The 24,668-nt window shown below is 58.3% G+C and carries 26 protein-coding genes; 19 read left to right on the top strand and 7 right to left on the bottom strand.

From position 1 onward, the window contains the following. Positions 1-142 precede the first annotated feature (142 nt). The 3 genes from LYZ69_00735 (at position 143) to tuf (ending at position 2,049) form a co-directional block, all read left to right on the top strand. Positions 143-316: a hypothetical protein gene (locus tag LYZ69_00735; GenBank protein ID MDV3276975.1), complete on the top strand. Its 174-nt coding sequence runs from the start codon at positions 143-145 to the stop codon at positions 314-316. Positions 317-393: 77 nt separating this feature from the next. Beyond that, positions 394-600 (top strand): hypothetical protein, encoded by a 207-nt coding sequence (locus tag LYZ69_00730; GenBank protein ID MDV3276974.1) that lies wholly within the window; start codon positions 394-396, stop codon positions 598-600. Positions 601-723: 123 nt separating this feature from the next. Next, the gene (gene tuf, locus LYZ69_00725; GenBank protein ID MDV3276973.1) at positions 724-2,049 is read left to right on the top strand and encodes a translation elongation factor EF-1 subunit alpha; all 1,326 of its coding nucleotides are present in this window, start codon (positions 724-726) and stop codon (positions 2,047-2,049) included. A gap of 50 nt (positions 2,050-2,099) precedes the next feature. Here the strand turns inward: tuf and LYZ69_00720 are convergent, their stop codons facing one another. Beyond that, positions 2,100-3,419, bottom strand: coding sequence for a helix-turn-helix domain-containing protein (locus tag LYZ69_00720; GenBank protein ID MDV3276972.1), 1,320 nt, complete (start codon positions 3,417-3,419; stop codon positions 2,100-2,102). A 328-nt stretch (positions 3,420-3,747) separates the two neighbouring features. On the opposite strand from LYZ69_00720, the gene LYZ69_00715 reads away from it, so the two are divergent. The 9 genes from LYZ69_00715 (at position 3,748) to LYZ69_00675 (ending at position 12,258) form a co-directional block, all read left to right on the top strand. Next, complete coding sequence (locus tag LYZ69_00715) at positions 3,748-4,713, top strand: hypothetical protein (GenBank protein MDV3276971.1); 966 nt, start codon at positions 3,748-3,750, stop codon at positions 4,711-4,713. Continuing rightward, positions 4,710-5,912, top strand: coding sequence for a hypothetical protein (locus tag LYZ69_00710; GenBank protein ID MDV3276970.1), 1,203 nt, complete (start codon positions 4,710-4,712; stop codon positions 5,910-5,912). Before LYZ69_00715 ends, LYZ69_00710 begins: the two co-directional genes overlap by 4 nt. Then, positions 5,909-7,156 (top strand): hypothetical protein, encoded by a 1,248-nt coding sequence (locus LYZ69_00705; protein ID MDV3276969.1) that lies wholly within the window; start codon positions 5,909-5,911, stop codon positions 7,154-7,156. The genes LYZ69_00710 and LYZ69_00705 overlap by 4 nt, the downstream gene beginning before the upstream one ends. After that, complete coding sequence (locus LYZ69_00700; GenBank protein MDV3276968.1) at positions 7,157-8,017, top strand: methylenetetrahydrofolate reductase; 861 nt, start codon at positions 7,157-7,159, stop codon at positions 8,015-8,017. A gap of 50 nt (positions 8,018-8,067) precedes the next feature. Next, the gene (locus LYZ69_00695) at positions 8,068-8,337 is read left to right on the top strand and encodes a hypothetical protein (protein MDV3276967.1); all 270 of its coding nucleotides are present in this window, start codon (positions 8,068-8,070) and stop codon (positions 8,335-8,337) included. A 94-nt stretch (positions 8,338-8,431) separates the two neighbouring features. Continuing rightward, on the top strand, positions 8,432-9,358 hold the full coding sequence (locus LYZ69_00690) for a hypothetical protein (protein ID MDV3276966.1): 927 nt from the start codon (positions 8,432-8,434) through the stop codon (positions 9,356-9,358). Continuing rightward, the gene (locus tag LYZ69_00685) at positions 9,359-10,579 is read left to right on the top strand and encodes a hypothetical protein (protein ID MDV3276965.1); all 1,221 of its coding nucleotides are present in this window, start codon (positions 9,359-9,361) and stop codon (positions 10,577-10,579) included. Then, the gene (locus LYZ69_00680; GenBank protein ID MDV3276964.1) at positions 10,580-11,665 is read left to right on the top strand and encodes a hypothetical protein; all 1,086 of its coding nucleotides are present in this window, start codon (positions 10,580-10,582) and stop codon (positions 11,663-11,665) included. Further along, complete coding sequence (locus LYZ69_00675; protein ID MDV3276963.1) at positions 11,644-12,258, top strand: HAD hydrolase-like protein; 615 nt, start codon at positions 11,644-11,646, stop codon at positions 12,256-12,258. The genes LYZ69_00680 and LYZ69_00675 overlap by 22 nt, the downstream gene beginning before the upstream one ends. Here LYZ69_00675 and LYZ69_00670 read toward each other — a convergent pair. The 3 genes from LYZ69_00670 to LYZ69_00660 form a co-directional block, all read right to left on the bottom strand. Further along, positions 12,246-13,055, bottom strand: coding sequence for a fructose 1,6-bisphosphatase (locus LYZ69_00670; GenBank protein ID MDV3276962.1), 810 nt, complete (start codon positions 13,053-13,055; stop codon positions 12,246-12,248). The two genes, LYZ69_00675 and LYZ69_00670, sit on opposite strands and share 13 nt — an antisense overlap. A 10-nt stretch (positions 13,056-13,065) precedes the next feature. Beyond that, entirely contained in the window at positions 13,066-13,653 is a 588-nt protein-coding gene (locus LYZ69_00665) for an AAA family ATPase (protein MDV3276961.1), read from the bottom strand. Positions 13,654-13,739: 86 nt separating this feature from the next. Then, positions 13,740-14,345 (bottom strand): hypothetical protein, encoded by a 606-nt coding sequence (locus LYZ69_00660; GenBank protein MDV3276960.1) that lies wholly within the window; start codon positions 14,343-14,345, stop codon positions 13,740-13,742. A gap of 51 nt (positions 14,346-14,396) precedes the next feature. Here LYZ69_00660 and LYZ69_00655 point away from each other — a divergent pair, with 51 nt between their 5' ends. From LYZ69_00655 to LYZ69_00635, 5 genes are read left to right on the top strand one after another with little or no spacing between them, the layout of a single operon-like run. Further along, positions 14,397-15,998, top strand: coding sequence for a type II secretion system F family protein (locus LYZ69_00655; GenBank protein ID MDV3276959.1), 1,602 nt, complete (start codon positions 14,397-14,399; stop codon positions 15,996-15,998). Between the two features lie 38 nt (positions 15,999-16,036). Beyond that, positions 16,037-16,462, top strand: coding sequence for a hypothetical protein (locus LYZ69_00650; protein ID MDV3276958.1), 426 nt, complete (start codon positions 16,037-16,039; stop codon positions 16,460-16,462). A gap of 16 nt (positions 16,463-16,478) precedes the next feature. Then, on the top strand, positions 16,479-17,075 hold the full coding sequence (locus LYZ69_00645) for a hypothetical protein (protein ID MDV3276957.1): 597 nt from the start codon (positions 16,479-16,481) through the stop codon (positions 17,073-17,075). After that, positions 17,056-17,466, top strand: a complete 411-nt coding sequence (locus LYZ69_00640) for a hypothetical protein (GenBank protein MDV3276956.1) — start codon at positions 17,056-17,058, stop codon at positions 17,464-17,466. Before LYZ69_00645 ends, LYZ69_00640 begins: the two co-directional genes overlap by 20 nt. Positions 17,467-17,491: 25 nt before the next feature. Beyond that, entirely contained in the window at positions 17,492-18,961 is a 1,470-nt protein-coding gene (locus LYZ69_00635) for a type II/IV secretion system ATPase subunit (protein ID MDV3276955.1), read from the top strand. Here LYZ69_00635 and LYZ69_00630 read toward each other — a convergent pair. Together LYZ69_00630 and LYZ69_00625 are read right to left on the bottom strand one after the other, a co-directional pair. Then, on the bottom strand, positions 18,934-20,598 hold the full coding sequence (locus tag LYZ69_00630) for an ATP-dependent DNA ligase (protein ID MDV3276954.1): 1,665 nt from the start codon (positions 20,596-20,598) through the stop codon (positions 18,934-18,936). The two genes, LYZ69_00635 and LYZ69_00630, sit on opposite strands and share 28 nt — an antisense overlap. Beyond that, the gene (locus tag LYZ69_00625) at positions 20,595-21,098 is read right to left on the bottom strand and encodes a GNAT family N-acetyltransferase (GenBank protein MDV3276953.1); all 504 of its coding nucleotides are present in this window, start codon (positions 21,096-21,098) and stop codon (positions 20,595-20,597) included. The genes LYZ69_00630 and LYZ69_00625 overlap by 4 nt, the downstream gene beginning before the upstream one ends. 90 nt (positions 21,099-21,188) lie before the next feature. On the opposite strand from LYZ69_00625, the gene LYZ69_00620 reads away from it, so the two are divergent. Continuing rightward, positions 21,189-22,298, top strand: a complete 1,110-nt coding sequence (locus tag LYZ69_00620; protein MDV3276952.1) for a site-2 protease family protein — start codon at positions 21,189-21,191, stop codon at positions 22,296-22,298. On the opposite strand, the gene LYZ69_00615 is transcribed toward LYZ69_00620, so the two are convergent. Further along, positions 22,290-23,378: a hypothetical protein gene (locus LYZ69_00615; protein MDV3276951.1), complete on the bottom strand. Its 1,089-nt coding sequence runs from the start codon at positions 23,376-23,378 to the stop codon at positions 22,290-22,292. The genes LYZ69_00620 and LYZ69_00615 overlap by 9 nt on opposite strands. 169 nt (positions 23,379-23,547) lie before the next feature. Here LYZ69_00615 and LYZ69_00610 point away from each other — a divergent pair, with 169 nt between their 5' ends. After that, a complete protein-coding gene (locus LYZ69_00610; GenBank protein MDV3276950.1) occupies positions 23,548-24,642 on the top strand; it encodes a transposase in 1,095 nt (364 codons plus the stop codon). Positions 24,643-24,668: the final 26 nt, after the last annotated feature.

Raw genomic sequence — 24,668 nt, 5'->3', positions numbered from 1 at the left:
CCTTGCCGAAACATTAACGAATCGTAGCTATAATAACCCTCGCCCGAGTCATAGTCTCTTGACCTCGCCCACACCTTCCAATAAGGACAACAACTCCACAACCGTTAATTACGTTGGGTGCTAGATACGTCCCAGTTCGGGCTTGACAAAGGACCCGATGACAACGTTCGGATCGCTGCTCAGGAGTTGTATAAGGGAGGACGATCAGCGGAAAAACGGACGGGCAGTCCTAGAAGGCGCGACCCTTCTCCTCTTGGGGATGGCTAGCAGCGTCCTGACTTCCTACGCGCTTTCCGTGCTTGGGGTACTCGTCTAAACTATTCCACTCCCGTGTTAAGGAATCCTTTCCTTCCATCATTTACCACCGTCGAGCTGTCTTCTGGATGTTAAACAATGGGAAGAAAAGCAGTCCTGCTCGGATTCTGGCTCCTCGGATACGCGCTCGGGTTCTTCGCATGGCTCGTCAGGGCCCCGGTGATCGCCTGGATCACCACCCTCGGGTTCAGCGAAGAGTTGGCGGGGGCGCTGATAACCGGCTTCGCGGGCTCACTCGTGATGCTCGTCGGAGTGATACTCTGGAGCTACATGTCATCTGGCTGAGCCGGCGGTCAAAGCCCAATCTCAGCCGATGGCCTCTTTGTTCGTCTGGATTTCTCGGCTCGAATGACACTAAACTTATATAGCGTCGGAGGGGGCGTGGTTTCGTAACGGAAGCGACGTAGTATGGCGAATAAGCCTCACCTGAACCTGATTGTTTGCGGTCACGTAGACCACGGCAAGAGCACCTCAATGGGTCATTTTCTGTTCGACCTTGGCGTCGTAGACCAGAGGATGATTGAAGAGTTCGCAAAGGAGTCGGAGAAGACAGGCGCCGGCGACTCTTTCAAGTACGCTTGGGTCCTCGACCAGCTGAAGGACGAGCGAGAGAGAGGCGTAACGATAGACCTCGCATTCCAGAAGTTCGAGACTCCAAAGTACTTCTACACACTAATCGACGCTCCAGGCCACCGCGACTTCATCAAGAACATGATCACGGGAGCTTCCGAGGCGGACGGAGCGGTCCTCGTCGTCTCCGCCAAGAAGGGTGAGGAGGATGTCGCACTGGCGCCAGGAGGACAGGCGAGAGAACACGCATTTCTGCTGTTCACTCTGGGCGTGAAACAGATGGTCGCCTGCATCAATAAGATGGACGACCAGACAGTGAAGTACTCTGAGCAGAGGTTCAACGAGGCCAAGCAGGACGTCGAGAACCTGTTGAAGAACGTCGGGTTCGACATCAAGAAGATCAGCATCATCCCAGTCTCGGGATGGACGGGCGAGAACCTTGTCAAGAAATCGACGAACATGCCGTGGTACAAGGGGCCCACCCTGCTCGAAGCGCTGGACCACTTCACTGAGCCTCCAAAGCCTATCGACAAGCCGTTAAGAATCCCCGTCCAGGATGTCTACACAATCACTGGCGTCGGTACAGTCCCTGTAGGAAGGGTCGAGACGGGTAAGATGAAGGTGGGCGACACTGTCATGATCATGCCCGAAGGCCTAACCGCGGAAGTGAAGTCGATTGAGACGCACCACACTGCAATGCAGGAGGCGATGGCCGGCGACAACATAGGCTTCAACCTCAGAGGCGTCGCGAAGACGGACTTCAGGCGAGGGTCTGTCCTCGGACCGACGAACGCGCCGCCGACGATTGCAAAGGAGTTCCAGGCGCAGATCATAGTTGTCTTCCACCCGACTGCGATAGCTGCCGGGTACACGCCAGTTCTCCATGCCCACACTGCGCAAGTGGCCGCCACAATCACGGAGATCATAGCGAAGATCGACCCGAGGACTGGACAGCCTACTGAGGAGAAGCCCAAGACGATAAAGACCGGCGATTCTGCGATAGTGAGGATATCACCACTGAGACCGATTGTCCTCGAGACCTTCAAGGACTTTCCGGAGCTCGGAAGGTTCGCCTTGAGGGACATGGGCAGCACGGTAGCAGCCGGAATAGTCAAAGAAATCACGCAGAAGGGCCAAGTAGAGAAGGCAGTCGCTAAGGCGTAGCCAGCGACTTCGCCAGTTCATCCTGCAGGACCTAATCCCCCCTTGCCAATTCAGATAACACCTGCGAATCTCATCAGCTTCTGGTAGCGGTAGCCAGACGCAAACTCGTTGAAGATTGGCACGGTGGACGCTTCGCTGTTTGACACGATAGACCGTATCGGCGTCTGATTCTCGAATCGCGTGTGCGCGGTCTTCATCCCAAGGCTCTTCATCACACTCGTAACAAATTCAGCGTTGGGAACACTGGTAATCTCTGACACATGGTTCCTTACCGTACCATCCGAATCACCTAGGGCTTGAAGGAACCGTTTTCGGAAATTGTAAGGGGCATCGAAAAGCCATCCCATCTGTGCTTGACTAGTGCTGGTGTTCTGGCCAAAATCCAACCCAATACAAGTCCGAAAGGTCCAAGCGATGATCGGAGAACGGTTCGACGACCATCTGAAAGCAGCGGTTGGGTCCTCCCCCAGAAGCTGAGTTCCACTCGGAAGCTTGTCCTTGATTCTGTGCATCGATAGTCCCAACAGGTTGAAGCACAAGCAAGCGAATTCTCCCAGCATCAGATTGGATTCCTCACCTTTGGTAAACTGAATATCAATATTCATTGACTTGAACCGCTGTTGACTCCCGCCTAGTTTGCCCGCGTCCCCCAACATCATGCCAAGGGAATAACCGGCGAGTTCTGGCCTAAGGTCGGCAAGAACGGTCCTGGTGATCCCTAGCTGCTCAGCCCTTGAGTATGCCTCTTCATTAGGAACCAGTCTTCTGACAACATCTGCAAAATCCTCGTAATGTCTGACTTGCGCAGGGACGAGAAACCATTCTGTGGGGAGGTTTCCTCCAGATTCAACTCTAAGCGAAATGATCTTCATCGTGGCAGCGTGCGGATTCGCTAGTGCCTGCTGTGCCACTTTGACAAGGTACGGCGTATCAGTTCCATTCCTCCATTCGGCGACCGTAGACCGGTGAACCTCCAACCTTCGCGCGATTTCTTCGACTCCAATTCCACCCTGATGCAACCTAATGAATTTGCAGAACTTGGTCAACTGATGCTGTCCCCTTTCGGTGGGGTCAACTCCCCAGGCACGCTCGCGGACAAGTCTTAGGACGTTGTTGGGTCCGGACGATGCCAGTTCCACTAACTCATTTGGGTACTTGAGCGGAGGTTGCGCGACTTTATGTTGCCCCTGCCTTAGCTCAACCCCGAGCTTGTGTAGCCAGTTGCTGACGGTCCCCGGGTCTACACGCTCGCGGGCCGCAATCTTGAGAATGGAATCTCCGGCGTCGAACGCATCAGCCCAGTTTCGGGCTTCTTCGAGACAGTAGCGTCTGATCTTCTTTGCCGTAGGCTTTTCGCGGAGCAGTTGCAAAATCCAATTTAAGCGCAGGACCCTCCTTGGCCGCCTTTCTTCTGGGGAGGAGCCCGAAACTGAAATCCGCGGCAGCCACAATCTCCGGCAACCTCTATTACCGAAATCATCGCATTGTGAAGACGTGTGCGATTGTTATCATGAGGAACAGGAGGACCTCGAGCAGGCTCAGCCCGTCCCTCTGCAGGTCCCTCTCCAGATAGCGAAGGCCAGAAGGAAGTAAGCAAGGAAGCTCCATCGGCTTCGGTCTTCGCGGCAGAATAATCTAGTAGTGATGCTTATTAGAACTAGAGAAGGCCGAGGCTGAAGAAATCTTCGGTGAAATGATTTGACTGAAGTTCTCCTGTCGCTGAGCGGCATCCATGCCAGGTCTGAGAAGACGATACAGGCAACCCAGGACTGGGAAAGAGGAAGGATCGGGTCGAAGCAGTTGGGCCGACAGTTCGGGGAGGACGTGCGGCAGCTAATCGCCCTTCAAAAGACGCTCGGCTTCGAGTTCATATCTGACGGCCAGTTGACGACCCACTGGCAGGATCTGCTGACCCCAATCACCACGGAGGCTGAGGGTGTCAAGAAGGGGCCCCTTGTGCGATGGTTCAACACAAACACCTTCTACTACGTCCCCCTAATCGAAAGCGCCATCTCGATAGACGGTCGCAGTTTCGGACAGGCTGTCGAGAGCCGGTTGTTGGGGGAAGAGTCGTCAAGAGTGGTACTCCCCGACCCGCTCACATTCGCTGAGTGCTCAGACAACAAGCATTACAGGAGCCGTGAGGAGCTGATGTTCGCCTACGCAGACGACATTCTCTCCCCGATCCTCCGCTCCCTCGAATCCATGGGTGCCGGCTACCTGCAGCTGTCGGCGCCCAGCCTCGTCGCGAGGTTCAGAGAGGAGAAGCCGGGGAAGGGTGAGCTCTCACAGGTGGCAGAGGCCGTCAGGAGTGCTCTCAGGCACTGCCATGTCCGCACAGGGTACCATACATTCTTCGGGGACGCAGCAGGATACCTCCCGTTCCTCCTCGACTCAATCGCGACCGACGACATAGGCTTCGACCTGACCGAGACAGACGCTTCGAAAGTCGGGAAGACCAGCAAGGGCATAGTCGCGGGTGTCGCGAACGCGAGGAGCAGCTACGTCGAGAGCCCCGGAGAGCTGGCGAAGAGGGTGGGCGGCCTCGTAGACAAGACGGAGAGACTGGTTCTTGCCCCATCCTGCGACCTGCGGTACGTTCCTCGATTGGTGGCGGACGAGAAACTGAAGAACCTTGCACGGGCCAGGAGAGCGCTCTCGTGACACGAGGGATAGCCTTCCCTACGCAGGAGATAGGCAGCCTCCCGAAGTTCTCTTGGAGGGTCAAACCGTTCCGATCGATTGCTCTCGGCGAACTGGACATAGCATCCGCGAGTGAATGGGGAAGCATGTTACAAGTCAAGGGCTACAAGACCCTTCTTGGGATCCTGGCGAAGCGCTCAGGCTTCACTGCCCGCGAGAAGAGCAGGATAGTCGACTTCTCAATGCTCTACGCGCTTGCCATGCAGGAGAAGGCAGGGAAGGAGTTCGGGGCGCCAGAGGGGATTGACGTCGTCTGGAGTGGAGAGCAGGCAAGGACCGAGATGTATGAAACCCCGGTGTCCAACATCGAAGGATTCGATTTCATCGGGAAGGTGCGGAGTTTCGACAACAAGTACTGGAGGATCGCCTCGATAAGGAAGAGGCCTGTCTTCCGGACCAACTACCACCTTGATGAGTTCCTCTTCGTGAAGAGAAACACAACAAGAGAGGTCAAGGTGCCCGTGACAGACGCAATCACAATAATGTCGTGGTCCGACGACTACAGCTACGCTCGCAAATGGGCGAGGAAGGGTGGGCCGCCCTCGCGGCGCAACTTCGAGGCGAGGAGAGAGTTCACCCTCGACCTTGCGAAGGTGATAAGGCGCGTAATCAGGGAGCTCATCGACAATGGTGGAAAACACTTCCAGCTTGACATACCCGCGGCAACGCAGTACCAGACGGTTGAAGACGCGAAACTTGTTGCCGAGTCGTTCAACGAGACAACCAAGGGGCTCAGCGCAACCTTCAGCGTGCACAGTTGCTTCCCGCCCAGACAAGGCTATGCACTGTTGTTCCCATACATCCTCGAGATGAAGAATTGTTCCCGTTTCTCCTTCGAGTACGCAAACAGGGACTCGTACGGACGAGGCTTGACTGCGGAGGCACGGCCTGGATACTCGGACCTCTCGCTGTTCAGGGAGTATGGCTATGACAGAGAGCTTGGCATCGGTGTCATCCACGTCCACACCGACCGCCTGCCATCAGTCGCCACAGTGCGGGACCGTATCCTCTACTCAGCCAAGGCGACCGGTCTGGGCCCTGAGAAGATCTACGCTACCCCTGACTGCGGCCTCAGGACGCGCAGGCCCGAGGTGGCTTACGCGATGCTCGGCCTAGTCGTCTCAGGCGCATCGCATGCAAGGAAGGCGTTGCGCTCTTGACGCCGAGGACAACCACAATCGGAAGCTACCCCGTCTTCCCAGCATCGGAAGACGTCGAGTACTACGCGAAAATGGTTGCTGCGGGCCTTTCTGACGAGGTCGTCGACCCATTCCTCTGGAGCATCGAGGAGTCGATAAGCGACTTCGCCGCGTCTGGGATGGAGGTCCTCTCGACAGGGCAGACGAGGGGCGACCTCTACTCGCTTTTCCTCGACCCCAAGTTCGTCCGAGGGATAGGCTGGCGGGGGGCGGAGGCGTTCGTGACAGGCAAGGTCTCCAGGGTCTCGAAAATCAGACTGGGAGACGTGAAGTACGCGAGAAGCGTCCTTCCTGAGCACCTGTTTCTCAAGGAGCCGGTGACAGACGCATACACCCTAGCAAGGTTCGCGAAAATCTCGACGGGTTCCTATCGCGACACGCGCGAGCTCGCTAGGGACATCAACAGAAACGTGTTAATCCCAGAGGTCGAGGACCTCCAGGCTGAGGGCGGGGTCTCGATGATCCAGCTCGATTCCCCCAACATAGCGGCGGAGTCGTCGATTCCTCACTATGTCAAAGGGCTCATCGAAGACATCGCCTCAGTGGCGAAGGTTCCGCTTGCGCTTCACGTATGCGGGGATACAACAAGAATCTTCAGATTTCTGACGGGACTGAGGGTCCAAACGCTGGAGCTCGACTTCTTCCACTACCCACGTCTCCTCGAGGAGGCGTCCCGCGTAACCTTCGACCAGTCCATAGGATTGGGCGTCCTCGACGCGCAGAGTCCAAGGGTGGAGACGGTGGAAGAGATCGCCTCGCTCATTGAGAGGGGCAAGAAGTCCTTGGGGAGCGACAAGATAGGCTTCGTCCACCCACACTGCGGCGAACGCAGCCTTCACCGTGAAGTTGCGTTCGAGAAGAACGCGAACATGACGATGGCCAGGGACGACGTGTTCCATGGCGAGCCAGTCGAACCGAAACCGGCAAGGCTCGAGCGGAGCCAGTATGACTCCAAGGGGTACTTTCTGGTCACAGTGAAGAGGGAGACCAAGGAGATCGTTGTGACATTCTACACGTACAAGCACAGGGTGGTGAAGAGGTACAGGTCGCGTTCCGCCGAGGGGCTCCTCCAATCGATAAACGACGACGCCGACTCTCTCGGAATAACCCGTAGGCACCTCTCCTACCTCACGTTGGAGCTCGGAAGGGCCGAGGCGTCCATGCAACCGCCCTCGGTCGCATACAGGCAGAAGATGGTCGAGTAGTTGCCCAAACCGACTCGGCCTTTCACGTCGATTGTTGAAGTCTTCCCACCAAACTTCAGCGCTGACAAGACCAAGGAACCGATGATTGGGCTGAGGCAGAAGACGCGAGACTTCGTCGAGAGGGTCAAGCGCCTGCAGCAGATCGCGGATGCAATCCTTGTTGCCGACGTCAAGGACACAGGGCGCCTCAAGCTCTCCACAGTGCACTCGGCTGCGCTTCTCAAGGAGATGTCAGGGGTAGACGCGATTCCAGTCATAACGGCAAGGGACTCGAACAGGCCCGCAGTTCTCTCCTCCGTAGTGACAGCCTTCTCGATGGGATTGACCAGTCTCATGATCGTCTGGGGAGACCGGTACGGCACGGGCGAAGGAGCCAAGAACGTCTACGATTTCGCCTCTGTCTCGGAGCTGCTCGGGCAGGTACGCGACCTCTCTGTCCGCTCGAACTTGAAATGCAGGCTCCTCGCGCCCGTGGACCTGTCCATCCTGAGAACGGAGCGGGGCCTGCGGCTCGCTAAGGACAGGTTGAAGAGCGGGGCAGACCTGCTTCTCGCGCAGCCCCCAACCACAGACGCAGAGACAACGCTGCCGAAGCACGCAAGACTTCTCACGGGCGCCGGGCTCGACGGCCGGGTTCTCCTCAACGTCTTTCCGTTCCGAGACGAAGCAGACGTGGAAGGTTGCAGGAAGAAGTTCGGGTGGGACCTGCCGCCAAGGCTCGACAGGATCGCGCGAGAGGGAGAAAGGGCACTGCTGAAAGAGGCTCGGGGAGTAGCAGCCGGAGTAAGAGGCAGGGGCCTCGCCGGAGTCTACGTCTCGACAAGAGGCAAGCCGGAGCACGCCAGGTTCATACTGGACTGAAAGAAGGCAACCGTTATATCACTGGTCTGCGACGCCTAGAAACCACAACCTTGGCCAACGACAGAGCCATCGGCGGAGGAATCTTCGGCGCAAGCATCATCGGCATAATCCTCTACGCTGCCCTGTTGTGGTTCGTCCCCCAGGCCACTCTTGAGGTCACGGCGTTCCTGGCTGTGGCGCTTCTCCTCGGGATCCTTGCATGGATAGGGTACACGATGGCAACGACCCCGCCCCCGGAGCCAATCACTGACATCCCTGACATGTCAGGCGAGGGCAAGATGGGACATAAGTCGGAGCCTACCAAGGACGCGAAGAAGTAAATCCGCAGGATACGGGAATCCTCGAAGAGCTGGCAAGACTATTTAGCCCGTCTGGACAGGTATCTGTTCCCAGACTGGTGCTATCGCCTTGAAGATGAAACTCGCCGTGACCGCTGCGGCCGTTATCGTCGGAGCAATCCTCGTCCTCTTCCCCCAATTTGGCCCCTGGGTTGTCGTCGCCTCCTTCCTCGCCTACCTGGCATACGGGGTGGCGCGAAGCATCTCCAAGGGGCTCGACCCGCTGAACGATGCTCCTAATTCTGTCAGGGTTCTGCTCGCTGCCCTGGCTCCGCTCCTCATTGGAGCAGTCCCACGCTTTCTCGGCATCAGCCTCGGTCTCGTTTCATTCGTGGCTGCGTTCTTTCTCAACGACGAATACCAGCGGAGGGTCGTTGACTCTCTCCGAAAAGGAAGGGTGGGAGGAAGTGTCGCCCTGCTCGGCATAGACGGGAGCGGCAAGTCAACGCACGCTGCGGAGCTTGAGCGGTGGTTCGTCGGAAGGGGGTACTATTGCACTCGGGTGCCATTCCACAGGTACCTCTTCGTGGAGAGACTCGCCGCTGCCAGGCCCAGCTCGAGCAAGAATCAGAAGAGAGGGCATCCGCTCCGCCCCCTCCTTTCCGCCTTCGACAACATCATCCTTTACCTAATCTCGTCTCTGGGTCGAGGCGTCGAAGGGAGGGTGGCGCTCTACGACAGATACATCTGGAGCACTTACGTAAAGTACAAGGCCCTCGGTTACCCTGTTAGGCCAGTCAGGTGGCTCTACATGCTTCCTCGCCCCAGATTCGCGGTGGTTCTAGACGTGCCAGTCTCGAAGTCGCTAGGAGTGATTCACAGCAGGTCCGACCACGTAAGGTACACGAGCAGTGTCCTCGGGAGTGAGAGAAATGAGTACCTTCAGATTGCAGCGAAGTCCGGGTTCCCAGTAGTGGACGCTGAACGCGACTACGTCTCTGTCCAAAGGGACATCGAGCGCCTCCTTTCAAGCTCGTTCCCGGCAGTCGGTGGTGGGCGATGATTGGACTCTGAAAGGACCTACGCGGGCAAATTCTTGGAGGAGAGCTTGGGACTAGCGGTCGGCGACATCGATGCGGAATCAGTGCCATCGGAGCTCGTAGAAGGGATCTCGAGCGCCATGCGCGGAGAGGCTACCGCGGCTTCAGAAGAGCCCCTACTGGAACGTTCGATCCAGGAGTATGGCGCTGTGGCAATCGCTTCAATCGAGGAAAAGAGGGGGCACGTGCTGCTGAAGGAGAGATGGCCAGGAGGCGCAAGGTACGCGTCATGCCTGACGCACGACGTCGACAACCTCTCAAGACCGCTATCGCACATCGTTCGACGGAGGGGCAGGTTCACAACCTCCGACTTCCTGCTTGGGATGATGGGCCTCAGGCAGCTCTACGACAACATCTCCCTCGTCGCCGGACTCGAGTCCACCCGCAGACTCCGTTCCAGCTTTTACCTTCTGACTGCGAACTATGACCTACGCAGGAAGTCCAACCAGCTGAACTCTCTCACGCGCGCCGGTTGGGACATCGGGCTCCATGGCGATTTCGGCACGCACGACTCCCAGTCGAAGATGGCCAGGGCCCTCTCGGATTTCCACGGAGCGACCGGCATCAGGCCCACTGGAGTCAGAGAACACTTCCTCAAGTTCGACTACGGAAAGACGTGGGGCATAATGGAAGAACTGGGGTTCGCGTACGACACGACGGTGGGCAACACAGATACGCTCGGGTTCCGTCTCGGTCTTTGCACGCCGTTCCATCCTCCCGACGAAAGTTGGAGGCCCCGGAGAATCCTGGAGCTCCCTCTGGTTTTGATGGACGTGACCTTGTGGGGGTACCTGAAGAGGACGGAGGAGGAGGGACTCGGGGACTTCGATAGGCTCAAACGGCACGTGGCCGGGGTCAACGGGCTCTTCACGATCCTGTGGCATCCGGAGGCTGCAAGGATGAAGGGCGGAAGGATCTACCCGTCCCTGCTGGACGAACTGCTCAAGGACGGTTGCTTCATAGGCTCGGGCAGAGACATCACGGACTGGTGGTCAATACGGGGGAGACCCCTGGCCCTCGAGGGGAACACCTACACGATGGACGACGCGCCATCAGGCCTCGTCCTGCGATTCAAGGATAAAGGAGGGCGAAAGTTTGCAGCTGAGGGAGGGACAGTCGGCGTGGATGGCGATCCTAATGCAATCAAGGCGACCGGTGGCCCTCTGAGGGTGAGAGTGAGCTAGATGGCAGGACCCAAGGTACTTGTGACAGGCGCAGGAGGGATCGCGGGCGTCAACTTCGTCCGGGCTCTCGGTGCCTCCGCCAGGCGTTACAGAGTCATCGGCACAGATTACAGCAAGTATTACATCGAATTTCCTGACCTTGCAGCAAGGTATCTTACCCCGCGGCACGACTCCCCCGAATTCGTGCCAACAGTGTCAAAGATAGCGTCGAAGGAAAAGGTGGGGTTCATCCACCCGCAACCATCCAGCGAAGCGCTCGTCTTGTCCGAGCGGAGAAACGAGCTGCCTGCCCCAGTCCTGCTCCCCGAGCCGAGCGTGATGAGGACGGGCCAGGACAAGCTCTTCTCTCAGAAGAAGCTGGAGGAATCTGATGTTCCCGTCGCGCGCACCTTCCCTGTCTCGAGGCTCTCCGACGTCGAGAAGGCGTTCGAGAGGCGGTCGCCGCCCCTGTGGATTAGAGCCAGGCACGGTGCCGGGGCCAGGCTGAGCCTTCAGTGCGACTCCAGCAGCGAGGCTCTTCACTGGGTGGCGCTCTGGAACGAGAAGGGAGTGCCGGCAGACGAGTTCATCATCCAGGAGTTCCTCCCCGGCAGGAACATCGCCTGGGACAGCATATGGGATGGGGGAAAACTTGTCACCTCGTACTGCAGGGAGAGGCTTGAGTATCCTCTCAAGCACGTTTCACCCTCTGGGATAACTGGGACACCCTCCGTAGCACGGACTGTCCACGACCGAAGGACCAACAGCGTGGGAGAAAAGGCGGTCATGGCGATCGCGAAGACGCCGCAGGGCGCATTCTCTGTGGACATGAAGGAAGACTCCGAAGGGAGACCGTGTGTGACAGAGGTCGATTCTGGGAAGTTCCACACGACCATGCCGCTATGGGGATACGTCGCTCTCAAGCACCTCAAGCTCCCCTGGTACTCCAACTTGGCCGACCTCTACGTGAGGCTCGGCATGGGAGAAGGGCCCCCGACAGGGGCTCCGAAACACGACCTGCTCCCGGCCGGTTACTACATGATCAGGAACATCGATTCAGGGGTTCTGCTTTGGAGGGAGGACGGATGGAAGGAAAGAGTGCTGTAAAGGTAGGAGAGTACCGCTCCTACATCTTCGACCTCGACGGGACTCTGTTCTCGATACCCGTAGACTGGGCAGGGGTGAGGAGAGAGATTTCTGCGCTGGTCGGCGAGGACTTTAGCGATACGCCCCTCTTCCTGAAGCTCCAGCAGCTCGCCGCCAGCAAGCCCGGGATGAGGGAACGTCTGCTGTCGGTCATCGATTCCTACGAGCTCAGAGCTGTGGGCTCTGCAAAGGCGATGCCGGGCGCCTCTGAGCTGCTGTATTCCCTCTTCGAGGTGGCTAGAATCGCCCTTGTCACTTTGCAGGGAAAGAAGGCGTGTGGGGAGATACTCCAGAAGCACAAGCTGGACGACCTCTTTGAAGCAGTAGTCACGAGGGAGGACTCCATGGACAGGTCCGAGCAGCTCTTGATCGCACTGAACAGGCTCGGCGCGGAGGCCAGGGCGACTCTCTTCACTGGCGACAGGCTCAACGATGTGGTCTGCGCGAGGAAGGTCGGATTGGACGTCGCTCTTGTCGGTCGGGACGCGGTGAAGGACCCGAAGCCAAACTACAACTTCGCGAGTCTGGTAGAGTTGAGGGCCTACCTTGCGTGAGAGCGGAGTCTCGAGATGAGCTGCCTGTGGAGTGTCTCATTCCCCGCTGCGACGTAGCCAAACCTTGAGCCAAGCTCGATTTGCGGGTCGATTTCCTTGGCCTCAGCGGAGGTAATCACGGCGCCAGCTTCCCTTGCGATGAGATGGGCAGCTGCGAAGTCGGTCACTCTCATCTTTCCCCTGATGTCCACAAACGCGTCCAGAATCCCCTCGGCAACGAGGCAAAGTTCGAGAGCGTTCGCTCCGAAGTGGACCTGCCGCTTGATTGATGCAATCAAAGGAACGGTTTCCTCGATCACTGCTGGGGACGCCCTCGAGATGTCCACCCCGACCACCGCCTCGGAGACCTCCCCCAAGCTGGATGCCCTGATGCGCTTGCCGTTCTTTCTTGCACCATTGCCTGCTTCAGCGTAATAGACGTCGCCCGTTACAAGGTTCCGCACAAGGGCGTATTTTTCCTCCCTCAATCTGTTCCCTTCTATTACACCGACAGATGTGCAGTAGAACGGTATGCCCCTGCTGAAATTGGAGGAGCCATCTAGCGGGTCCAGCACGGCCAGATAGCGAGCGTCCTTCGCGCCTAGCTGCCCAATCTCCTCGCTGAGTATTCGTACATCGATGGCCTGAGTGAGTGAATCGATCAGCTCTCTCTCTGCTCTGCTGTCGGCGACCAGGGTCAAGTCACCTGAAGCTCCCACCCCCAAGACCTTCGATTTCTCGCTTCCCTGAAGGACCGCGTTCACAGCTTCCTGAACGCGCGAAGTGGCGTCTGTCAGGAGCTTCTCCCAGTTGGTCACGGCGTCTTCTTCACGTTTCCAGCTTCCTCTTCTTGAGGCGGGCGTGGATCTCGCCCAGCGTAGCGCTGGAGTCGGAGTCCGTGTAGACGATTTCCACCCTGTCCTCCCCTAGCCTCTCGTGAATGTCCTGGATTGCAGAGTAGTAGCGTTTCCTGAAGAAATCGTTCAGATTCTTCTCCCTACTGTTCTTCCTCTTCTGCCGTGCGCTAATCGTTCCTGTCCTTGCCTTGAGTAGTATGTAGAGGTCGGGTCGCATGGCAGGCTCCGAAATGATCTGCTTGCAGAGGGAGAGCATGGCAGGGAAGGCCCTGCTTTTCTTCAAGTCATACCTTATCCTCGCGTAGGCCAGGTCGGACAGGAGGTACCCTTCGGAGACCAACCTCCTCTTCCCACGCAGCTTTGAGATTTCAGACGCGTAGACCATTGTCGCGCCGAGGAGGCTGTAGTCCGCATACGTGTCGGCCCTCTCCGCGACTGGCACTTGCTTCGGGACTGCGTGAGCCGACTCCTTTAGCCGAATCCATCCTTGCTCCTCCAGTCGCTTTGCGAGAGTGGTCTTACCCGTACCCGAGAACCCCTCCAGCACGATGAAGACCAATTCGCAACGCTGCCCTCTTGGGTGTAATTATGACTTGCGAGAGCGGAGACCCATGCCCTTCGGCGGAAGGGAGACGCCACAATGAATCATGGGAGAGAAACGAAGGCGGGAGTATTGAAGAAGAGAAGGTAGACCAGGAACACGACGTATCCCACACCGAGGTAAGCGACCGTTGGGACGCCGTATGTCACCTCAACGCTGGAGCCGCGCATCGAGTTTGTCGCTGCTTCCTCTCTTGCCACGTTAACATCCTTGCTCATCTCTGTTCGCCTTCCGTCAGCCAACACTGCCTTCGGTATCCACCTCTGCTCCTTCAAGAACTTCTCGATGGGTATCGTCTTTGTCCCCCTCGCGTTGCCCACAGCAAACTCGTAGCCTATGTGGCCTAAAGCAATCACCGCTGCTGCGAAGAGCGGAGGTATCGGTGAGAGACGATAGGGGTCCGCTGCGACGAGCACCATGGCAATCGCGTCCGCCTGACCGAGGTAGCCGGCAAGAGTGAAGACGAGCGCAATGCCCCCGACGATGGCGACCTTCACCAGGAAGAGTTGCAGGTCCGGGTATTCCCCGAACGCGACCAAAGCCGCACCGGCTAATGCCGGCAGCCAGACGAGGTCGTAAACAGACCTGTCATTGATATCCTGATAGGCTGCGACTGCGAGCGAAGCGCAGATGAGGATCTGCGAATACACAGCGCAATTCAGACCTCGGCGCGGCTTATAAGCGCCGCCAGAATCTCTTGCGTGCCCCGGATAGAGACCGTAGTTGGGGCGGCCTCGAAGCTATTTCCGGTCGATCCGCCCTCGTCCGTCCTCTCGTTCTTCGCCCCTAGACTTGAGGCCGCGATGCTCTTCGTCACCCCCTCCGTCTTCGCGAGGTTCGCCATCGCTGTCGCAGCAATTCCCGCGATCTTCCAGCTTGTTACCTTCGCTGTTCTTCCTACAACGATCTGGCTCCCAATTTCAGCGGCTCTCCTGCCGGTGCAAGTCTCTTCCGTCTTGGTGATAGTCCACAGAACTTCGCGGCGTAGGCGGGCGGTCGAGGGCGAGCTGCCGTTCGTAGCCATGCTTTTCTTCATCCTCTCCCACGAGTCGTACGCCAACCTTCCAGACGCATTCAAGAAGATCGAACAGCTGGGCCCCGAGATCTTCCCGGCTTTCTTCGCGGAGGCGCAGAACCTAGCCAGGAACCTCACCTACGGGATCGAGCCGGAACTGGGGACGGCAGAAAGGACCTTCGTGTCCCACCCCAGCCGCCAACTGAGAGAGTTCATCCACGGGTACCTGACGACACTTGAGACAGGCAGAGACGTTCACGAGTTTGTGAGGGTCGAGTCAGAGAGGTTCCTGACAACTCAGGAGGACCGCTGGCGTTCGTTCACAGCTCTCCTGTCGTCCATGACCGAGGTTTCTTTCATTTTCTTGGCAGTCTTCCCGGTGGGCGTCCAGATGATAGCAGGGACCTTTCCAGGCGTGGGCGCCTCATTCCTCCTGCTCACCTCTCTCGCCTTGCTCTCGGTAGTGACAGTTGCTCTGTTGCTCTGGATGGATTTCGCCCAACCTCCGTCCCACGACGCACGCTATCCACCGGCCCTCCTCGTCTGTCTTGTTCTCGGCTTCCTCGTGATTCTGGCGCTGTATCAGGCAGGCTTGATCGACTCTGTGGTCGCGGCAGCCCTGAGCTTAGGGTGCGCCTCCGCTTACGAATACCGCGTTCGTGGCTTCTTTGGAAGGTTGGGTGAAGGCGAGAAGGAAGTTGCGGTAATGTTGCACGACCTTGCCGAATTGACCAGGGCAGGGGTCGAGTTGCCCCCGGCCCTTTCAAGGCTCATCGACGGTTCCGCGGGATTCAGGTCAATCGGGGATGACCTATCCGCGTTCTCCAGGCTGCTCTTACTCGGCCAGTCGCCCCTCGCCGCTCGAAGAAGACTGGCCCATCCGTCGTGGCTGGTGAAGGTCTCGTTCGCGCTTCTTGCTGTCTCCTTCGAGACGGGCGGGGGCTACGACCAGCTCGACAAACTCTCCCTGTCCTTCAGGAGGCTTTCCGATGCACGCAGGTCGATACAGGCTTCCGTAATTCCATTCGCCCTCCTGGGCGTCGTCGTCCCGGTCGTCTCTTCAGCCTCCTTCTGGTTCCTGCGCAGCATGCAATCGCTAGGCCCAGTCCTTCCCCTTTTTGCGATCCAGAGCGGCGCCTCGGGCACCGGTGGCTCCATAGTGGCTTCCTCGCTGTTGGCGGGACTCATCGTCTCGAAGGCGTACTCCCAATCTCTGCGGAGCATGGTTGGGGTCCCGCCACTGCTGGCTTCGGCCCTGATCTCCTTCCTAATCTTCGGAAGCGCCTGAGCGGTTGGAGGTTAAATAACTGACGACGCTAATCTTGCGTGTCAAGCCGCAAGGGTATCAGCCCTTTCATCGCAACCGTCGTCCTGGTGGCGATAACCCTCGCGCTCGGAGGTGTGCTCTACACGCAGTTCAGGCAGGTGGTGACGGCGGAGGTGAGGAACCCGTCTATGTCTCTTCTTGACGCGAGCGTAGGCGGGGACGGACAGACGCTGGTCGTGGATGTCAAGAACGACGGAAACGTCCAGCTCACCCTCTCCGAAGTACTCTTCCAGTATCAATCCAATAGCGAGCACTTCAAGCTCGGAACCAACGCTTCCGTGATAGCAGGAAGCCCGACACTGAAACCAGGTGACGTTGTCTCTCTGAAGTTCACTCTGACCGGCTTGACACTCCCTGGTTTCTCAACGTACACCCTAACCTTGGTGTCCGACCAGCTTGCGAGAGCCTTTGCGGTCCAGGCATAGTGCGGCCGCTAGGGCGGTGGCGGAAGTCTACTCGGCATTGATTATCGTTGCAGTCACGCTAGCCCTCTCTTACACCGTCTACTCACAAGCCAGGTTTCCGGTCCAGGCTCAACCGGTCTACTCCTCAAGCGAATATGAGGTGTACGGTGCTCCTTCAGTGCTCACTCTTGAGGTCACGTCTTCGGCCCCTTCTTCCGTTGCAGAGTTCAGGCTTGACGCAGCTTCCTCCCTTAATGGGATACTCGACCTGAGCGGGTCAGGGTACTCCACGACGGATTTGCTCTGCGGCCCGGGCTTCACCACATTCTTCTCCGTCTACTCTGGCGCCGGCGTGTTGGAAGTAGCAGCCAACGGAGCCACTTGGATTGATGGCGACAGTACTGCCTCGCTCTCCGTCACCCAGGGATGGCATGAGGTGACTATCTCCAACTCGTCGACCTGCCAGGTAACCCTGCCCGGTGGTGTCACTCCCACCTACCCATCTAGCCTCCTGTCGGCCGTCCCCATGGAGCAGACCGCCTCGCAGTCTTTCGTCTTTCTGGTTCCCTTCAGGACGTCAGGCCACGAGATTTCCATTGCGTTCACCGGGAGAGTTGAGACGTACGGATTCTAGGCCGGGCATCGGCGAAGTCGTCGGCTCCGTATCCATGCTCGCGATAACCATCGCCCTCCTCGCCGGGACTTCTGCCGTAGCCCTCCTCTCCATCCACAACGCCGCCGAGCTTGTCTCCACTGCAGGGGAGCAACGGCAGCGCGAAGCGGGTATGCTCGTCGACGTGGTAGGCACACAGTCCAACAGCTCGGGGACCTACGTTTGGCTGTACGACTACGGATGGGAGAGCGCCCCAGTCCAGGCGGTCTTCATCAACGGGGAGACCGCGAGTTGGTCCTTCAACTGTGGGGGCGACTGGTCAGGGTCGCTGTGCATCGTCTCGCTACCGGCGGCAGAGAAGGGTCAGGTGACTATCGTGATGGGGGGTGTCTCGCTTGGCGCGTCTGTCTGAAATCCGCGACCGCGCGAATGCGGAGGTGTCGCCTCCCGATGTCCTCCCGTTCGACCCGCCGAGGGAGGGCAGGGTGCTCTCAAACTATCTCGTCCAGTACGAAATCCCGGCCAGAAGCGGCGTCAGTTACAGAAGCTCCTTCGCCGTCTACATCTACGACGCGGCAGGGAGGTGGCTCTACTTGGTCAAGGAACCGTACCTGGACCCGAGGTTGAGGTCGGTTGTCTCCGCTGCGATATCTTCCCTCTCCACTTGGCTGGCTCCCTCTCCTGTCGTTGACCTGGACCCGATAGGGTATCTCATCGCTGAGATGGAGAGGTTCGGAATGCTAAAGGAAGTCACCTCTGAGGAGCTCCAGGCCGCGACGCACTTCTTGGCGAGGGACATCCTGGGCTACTGGCTGTTAGACCCACTGCTCAGGGACGGAGAGATCGAAGACGTCTCCTGTGAAGGCGTGTTGAGGCCGGTCAAGGTCTGGCACAGGAGGATGAACGCCAACGGTTGGCTCGAGACCAACGTGAGTTTCCCCGACCAGGAGGCGATGGACTCGGTTGTCTCGAGGCTAGTCCACAGGTCGGGCAAGTCCATCTCCGCGTTCTCGCCGATAGTCGACTCTGTGCTTCCAGAAGGCTTCAGGCTTGCTGCGACGTGGGGGCGTGAGGTGACGAGCCTGGGAAGCAGTTTCAGCATTCGGAAGCAGCGAGCGGAGCCCTTCTCCGTCTCTGAACTCGTGAAAGCGGGAACTCTGAGCCCCCAGATCGCCGCATACCTCTGGATGCTGCTCGACCTGAAGGGCTTCGTCGTAGTCTCGGGCGTGACGGCGACGGGCAAGACGACACTTCTCAACTCGATGGCAACGGTCCTCAACCCATCGTGGAAGATTGTTTCGATCGAGGACACGAGAGAGATAAGGCTCCCTCACACCGGGTGGAAACCCCTCCACACAAGGACACTCCGCGGAGGCGCGAGCATCACGCTCTTTGACCTAGTTAAGTTGAGCCTCCGGGAGAGGCCCGACTTCGTTATCCTCGGCGAGGCGAGGGGTCAGGAAGTCCAGGCGCTCTTCCAGAGCGCGGCGGCAGGCTCGGGTTGTATCACCACGTTCCACTCCCCGGACATTGATTCCATGATTGCCAGGCTCACGCAGCCTCCCCTCTCAGTGTCGCCTTCGCTGCTTCAATTGATTGACGCCGTTGTATACTTGGTCAGAGAGCCTGACGGGGGGCACAGGAGTGTCAGCCATGTTGTGGAGATGGGTAGGGGCAATGACCCCCTATTCTCAAAATCAGGTCTTGGATGGGATGGTTCTGCCGAGGAGTCGCGCGTCTTGGGGGCAAGGGCAGCGGCGAACGGCTACTCGCCTAAGAGACTTGCGACCGAGCTTCAGCGTCGAGCAGATTTCATCTCAGGTCTTGTCGGGCGCGGAGTCACTGACTACGGCTCCCTCGCGAGGGAGCTGAGGTTGTTCTATGCTTCGCCGAGCTTGACCTTCTGACTGGCGAAGATGGACCTGACCCTGTCCAGCGTGTCAACATCCGACGGCGACTTGTCGTCCCTGATCCTCTTGATCCTCGGGAACCTCAGCGCAAAACCGCTGTCGTGCCTGTCGCTCCGCTGGATGCTGTCGAAGGCGACCTCGATGACGATCTCAGGCTTCACAGCCCTGCTGTATCCAAAGTCCTTCACTGTTATCCTCTTGAGCCTCTCTGTCATCTGGTCAATCTCTTCGTCCGTAAGTCCGGAGTACGCCTTTCCTATTGTCTTGAGCATCTCCCCGTCTCTGACGGCAAAGGTGTAGTCGCTTATCACGCCCGCTCGCTTGCCGTGTCCGTATTCCGCGCCAACTATCACGGCGTCTATCGAGTCGAGCTCCTCCTTCAGTTTGACCCATCCCGCCCCCCTCTTGCCCATTGTGTAGACACTCTCGGGATCCTTCAGCACGAGCCCTTCGTAGCCCGACTCCCGGCTCCGCCTGAACATGCTGGCTATCTGGCCGGCCCCCTCCACAACCGACCTCTCCGCCGTCGGTATCCCGTGCCCTGCAAGGAGAGCCGAGAGCTCCTCGCTCCTCTCCCTCAGGGGCAACCCATAGAGCTCTTTCCCGTCCAGGTAGAGGAGGTCGAAGGCGAAGTAGTTCACGGGAGCGTTTTTCGCCGCCTCTTCGAACCCCTCCATCCGACGCAGCCGCCTCTGAAGGAGCTGGAATGGAAGTGGTTTCCCCCCGCTGAAGGGAACGATCTCACCGTCCATCACCCAGTCGTGCGCCAACTCGCGCGCTGCACTCACCACTTCCGGGAAGGCCGAGGTTATCTCCTCCAGCCTCCTCGAGTAGATCCTCACTTCGTTCGCGAGCTTGTGAACCTGCGCCCTCACCCCGTCGTACTTGAACTCGGCGTAGGCGACCCCGTCGAACCGTTCCGCAATCTCATCTGGAGTCGACATCGGTTCAGCCAGCATGAAGTTCACGGGCCTGAAAGGGGTCATCTTCACCCTCCCCAATTCCCCCCTCGCGGCCGCTGCCGCGAGCAGACCGGCATCCCCGAGGAGAAGGTGTGCCCTGGCCACCTCGGGTCCTGGAAGTCCGTGGGCCTTGGCCACGGCTTCCTCCAGAAGCCCATGCACCAGCCCAGTTCTCATCTCGCCAGTCAGCACCTTCACTACGTACTTCGCCTCCAGCGGGGATGCCCTCAGAAGGAGAGACTTCGCGACGCCCTTCCTCGCGGCAGCCGAGCCCTTCCCTCTGGCCGATCGCATCCTCCCGAAGGCGTCCTCGAGGTCAGAGATTGTCAGAGGCTCTGAGAAGAGGGTCGTTTCCTTCTTCTCCTTGAGCAACACCTGCGCGACCTCTCCCAGGTCGCCAAACTTCAGGTAGACCTTCGACGACTCTGCCCTACTCGCCCCGGAGACCTCTTGGATGACGTCAAGAAGTGTCGAGTAACCCACCTGGGCCTCGTCCTTGCTCCCCCTCGGCGAGGCCCTGCCTGTTGCCACCCTGGCGGCGACCTCCGCATCCTCGGGCCCTAGAGAGGCGATGAAAGACGCAAGGATGCTCACCTTTTCGTTCTTGCTGCTCGTCCCCCTCACGGATTCGAGGGTCGCAGCCAGCGCAGAGAATCGAGCGCTCTTCCTCATGAGCCGATCGGGACAGCCATCAGGTAAGCCGGCGCGCCGTCGCGGTAGTACGCCTCGAGCTTGCCGGTCACCTTGAAACCCATCTTTTCGTAGAGGCTGATTGCCCCCTGGTTGGACGCCCGTACCTCGAGGTAGCATTCATTTGCAGACTTCGCGACCATCTCGTCTTCAGCAAGTTGGATGAGCTTTGTGCCGACCCCTCTGCCTCTATGTTCCTCGAGGACAGCTACGGAGACGACGTGCCCCTTCCTAGCAAGACTAAGACGTTTCAGGTGAGAGAAGCCATATTCGACCCTGCACATGATGTACCCGACGACTTCGTCATGCAACTCAGCGACGAGGAACGTTTCGGGGAATTCCGCTAGAATCTCGTGGTAGAAGTAATCGGAGTAGTGTTCAGGCAGCGTCTTCGCGTTTATCCCGATGACCGCTGGTATGTCGTCTCTGTCGCAGCGTCTGATGCCGTACTCGGCTATCCGCGCGAGAACTGCCTTCTGCAAGCTCCCTGTCTCGTCGGTTCAGACCATTGGTTAAGTCTTGCTCTGGGCTCGCGATAGATTATTATCGGCGCCACGAAAGCCACAGCTTCCTTGTCTGGGGTGCCTCTCGAAGTCGAGTCCATTGTGAAGTCCAAGTTCAAGGTCAATGACACCTTCCAGCTCCCGGACGGCGAAGTCGAGTACAGAATCCAGTACGAGCCAAGTTCCAAGGAGAAGTTTGAGGAGCTGTGCGCGGAGCTTGAGCCCAAGGACCTGACCCCGTGGCTCTCCGGGAGAGGGACGGATTGCACCCTGCAGGTAAGGAAGAGACAGCAACTGAAACCTTCCGCTTCGAGGATTCCTGTAATACTCGCTCTTCTCACCGTCGGTTCGGTTCTTGTGTTCGGTCTGGTCGAGCGTCAGACTTTCGGGCAGTTCGCGCCAGGGATACCAGACTACGTAGTATTCATCTCCTACGCAGCCTGCATGGTGGCGATACTCGCGGCCCACGAGTTCGGTCACAGGTATGCTTCAGAGAAGAACGGCGTGCCACCTCCCACGCCTTACTTCATCCCAGGGATTCCAGTAGTCACGGCCTTCCTCCCCTCGCTCGGCATTATCTCGCTTCCCCGCAGGCCAGCTGTGAACAGGGATGCCCTGTTCGACCTGTCACTCGCTGGGCCGCTCGCTGCCTTTGCTGTCACTGTCCTGCTTTACATCGTGAGTGAGTTCGCCGCAGTCCAATCAGCTGTGCCAATGTTGGGGGCGCAGCTGCAGAACGCCCAAATCTACAACCCGAGCACGATTCAGTTCGCCATCGACTCGGCCTTCTCCTCCTTCGTCCCCGGAGTCACTGGAGGGTACCTCAGGTTGTCGCCGGTCGCCGATGCCGCGTCCGTCGGCTTCGTACTGACTTTTCTCAGCCTCCTGCCGATTTCTCTCTTCGACGGGGGTCAGATGGCGGCCACTGTCCTTGGGCCAAGGACTGCGAGGGTTGCCACCTACCTCAGCATGGTAGCACTGGTGACACTCGACTCTCCCACCTATTGGGTCGTTGCCTTTCTTTTCATTGTGATAGGCGCAAGGCAGGCGAATGCACAGGTGCTGGACGAGGTGTCGGGCATCTCTCCAACCAAACGTGCCCTATTCCTGCTCATGATTGTGCTTGCGTTCCTCTGCGTGCCCATCCCCCAGAACCTTGCTTCTTTTCCGTTAGGCTGACGATATCCTGCACTCCGCGGCCCTCGTCACAACGTTGACCTTGGCAGTCTTGCCGAGCCTGTGCAGGAGCTTGCCCAGCGCCTCGCCGGAACCCTTGGCAGTCGTGAACCCTAGCTTCGACTTCGCGTACAGCTCCGGGAGGCCGGAGAGCAGGAGGACGTTGTACTCCTCTTTGAGCTTGTTCAGGTAGTAGACCTCCTCCAGCCCGTCAACGTACTTCTCCCTCTTTCTCACCTCAGCTCCCATCCTGCCAGTCACCAGCATCTCAAGGGCCCTAGAACCCAGACCTGACGAGCATTCCGCGAACAGGAGCAACTCCCCTGGCTTCCTGACGCCGCCAAGGCTGGACCAGACGACCCTGAGCGCACTCGAGAGTGTGTCGTCGTATCCAATCCCGCCAGCTCCGACTATCATCGCCCTGGCTGGGCTCATCGAAGTGTTGTAGAATCCGTTCTTTATCGCGTCGAAGGGGGCGTCCTCCAGGGCCGACCTGACCTTCCCGGACCTCGGCACAACTGTCAGAAAGGACGCGCCTCCTATCCGTGCAACCATCTCCTGTACAGCGTCATAAGCCTCGGTCTTTTCGAAGGGTGTCGGCTCGAAGTCCTTGCGAGCCTCGGCAGCGGCCGACCTGGCCCCTCCCACCCAACCAAGGCATGCGGCCACCTTTGCATCGACTATGCCGAAGAAGGGATCGGGCTTGGCCGTGGCGACGAAGAGCTTCTCATTCGCGGACATCAACTCACCCGGGTGCTGCGGGCCCTCAGGAGGCCCGGCGGATGGAGGTATCACCCTGCCTTTCAGGTCCGGGATCAATGACTCGAGCCTCTTGGGATTGATAGAGTGGACCTTCAGGTCTGGGGCAGCCGCTATCGTGCTGACGATTTCCTTGAGGAGCTCCATGGTCGTGGGGCTCGAGTCGCAGACGAAAAGATGCCCGGACCTCCTGATCTTCTCTGCCAGCCTGTCCGTCTCCCCGGTGCTCTTCTCAGCCTCGGGGTCGACTAGCACGCCGAGGTTCTCCGCTTGAAGAGTGATCATGGCTTCCACCTCGCCGTATGGAATCCAAACCTCAGGCATGCGTCAGCTCGCGTCCCGCGTTGTTTTATAGGTTAACTCTGTTGAGTTTTCGGGACGTGGTGCTTAAGTATGGAAGGCAGCTACTGAGTACACGCGACCTGCAAAGGCAGTCAAGTTCCAGTTCACATCCTCCGAAGAGCTATCCTCACTACTCGAAGACTTCCGCCTGATGTGCAACGATGCGATTCGCATTGCACTTAAGGAGAAGCCGAGGAACAGGTTTGTTCTAATCGAACTCGCTTATGCACGCCTTAAGGAATACGGCCTCCACACCCACTACATCCTCTCTGCCTGCGAGATCGCATTTGCAGTATATCGCAACAAGGACAGGAAGTCCGACCCCTGTGTCAGGAAGGCGTTCCTGAAGCTCGACAGCCAGACATACTCGCTGAACCACTTGCTCCTCAGAATCCCGACGAGACCGAGGCACTTCATCTCCCTCACGCTCAAGGGTTCCAACTACCACCTCTCCTTCATCGACGACCCGAGCCTCAGGCGCGGTTCGATTACACTTACAGGTCGCACTGTGAGCATCGCCTTCTCGAAGGAGATCGCCGGGATTGAGCCTCGCGGGCAAATCGGAATCGACGTCAACGAGAGGAACATCACTTGGTCTGATACGACGGGCAGGACGGAGAGAATCGATACTTCTGATATCGCCGAAGTCAAGGTCCGATACAGGGCGATCAGGGCTAAGATTGCGCAGAAGACTCAGCACGACAGGCGAATCCGGCAGAGGCTTCTTGCCAAGTACGGCAGGAGGGAGAAGAATCGCACCATCCAACCCATCCACAGTGTCAGCAAGAAGATTGTCAACCATGCAAAAGATAATCGGTTCGGCATCGCCATGGAGAATCTGAAGGGAATCCGCAAGCTCTACCGAAAGGGGAACGGACAGGGGACTTCGTTCAGAGGTAGAATGAACTCATGGCCATTCAGGGAAGCACAGAGGCAGATAGCATACAAGGCGGCATGGGATGGAATCCCAGTCGATTACATTAAGCCGAGAGGCACATCCCGAAAATGCCCGAAATGTGGCTCCCGCGTCGCGCCGTTGCAGGGGAGGAAACTCTACTGCGCGGAGTGCGACATCATCTGGGATAGGGACGAACTCGCCTCGAAAAACATCATGGCCGCATTGGTTTGTGCGGCTCGGCCATCCAAAGGAAGCCGTGAAGGGGAACCTCGGACGCAGGAGGCCGCGAGCAATCCTCCGAGCAGACGGGTGGAAGTTGGTCTTCGTCGACATGTTCCGAAGACTTGACAGAACCTATAAGTTAGAACAGGCCG

It is taken from the genome of Nitrososphaerales archaeon, from assembly GCA_032906765.1.
GTDB lineage: Archaea > Thermoproteota > Nitrososphaeria > Nitrososphaerales > Gagatemarchaeaceae > DASPPF01.
The sequence above is the reverse complement of the archived record's forward strand: the minus strand, read 5'-3'. Positions and strand labels throughout refer to the sequence as shown.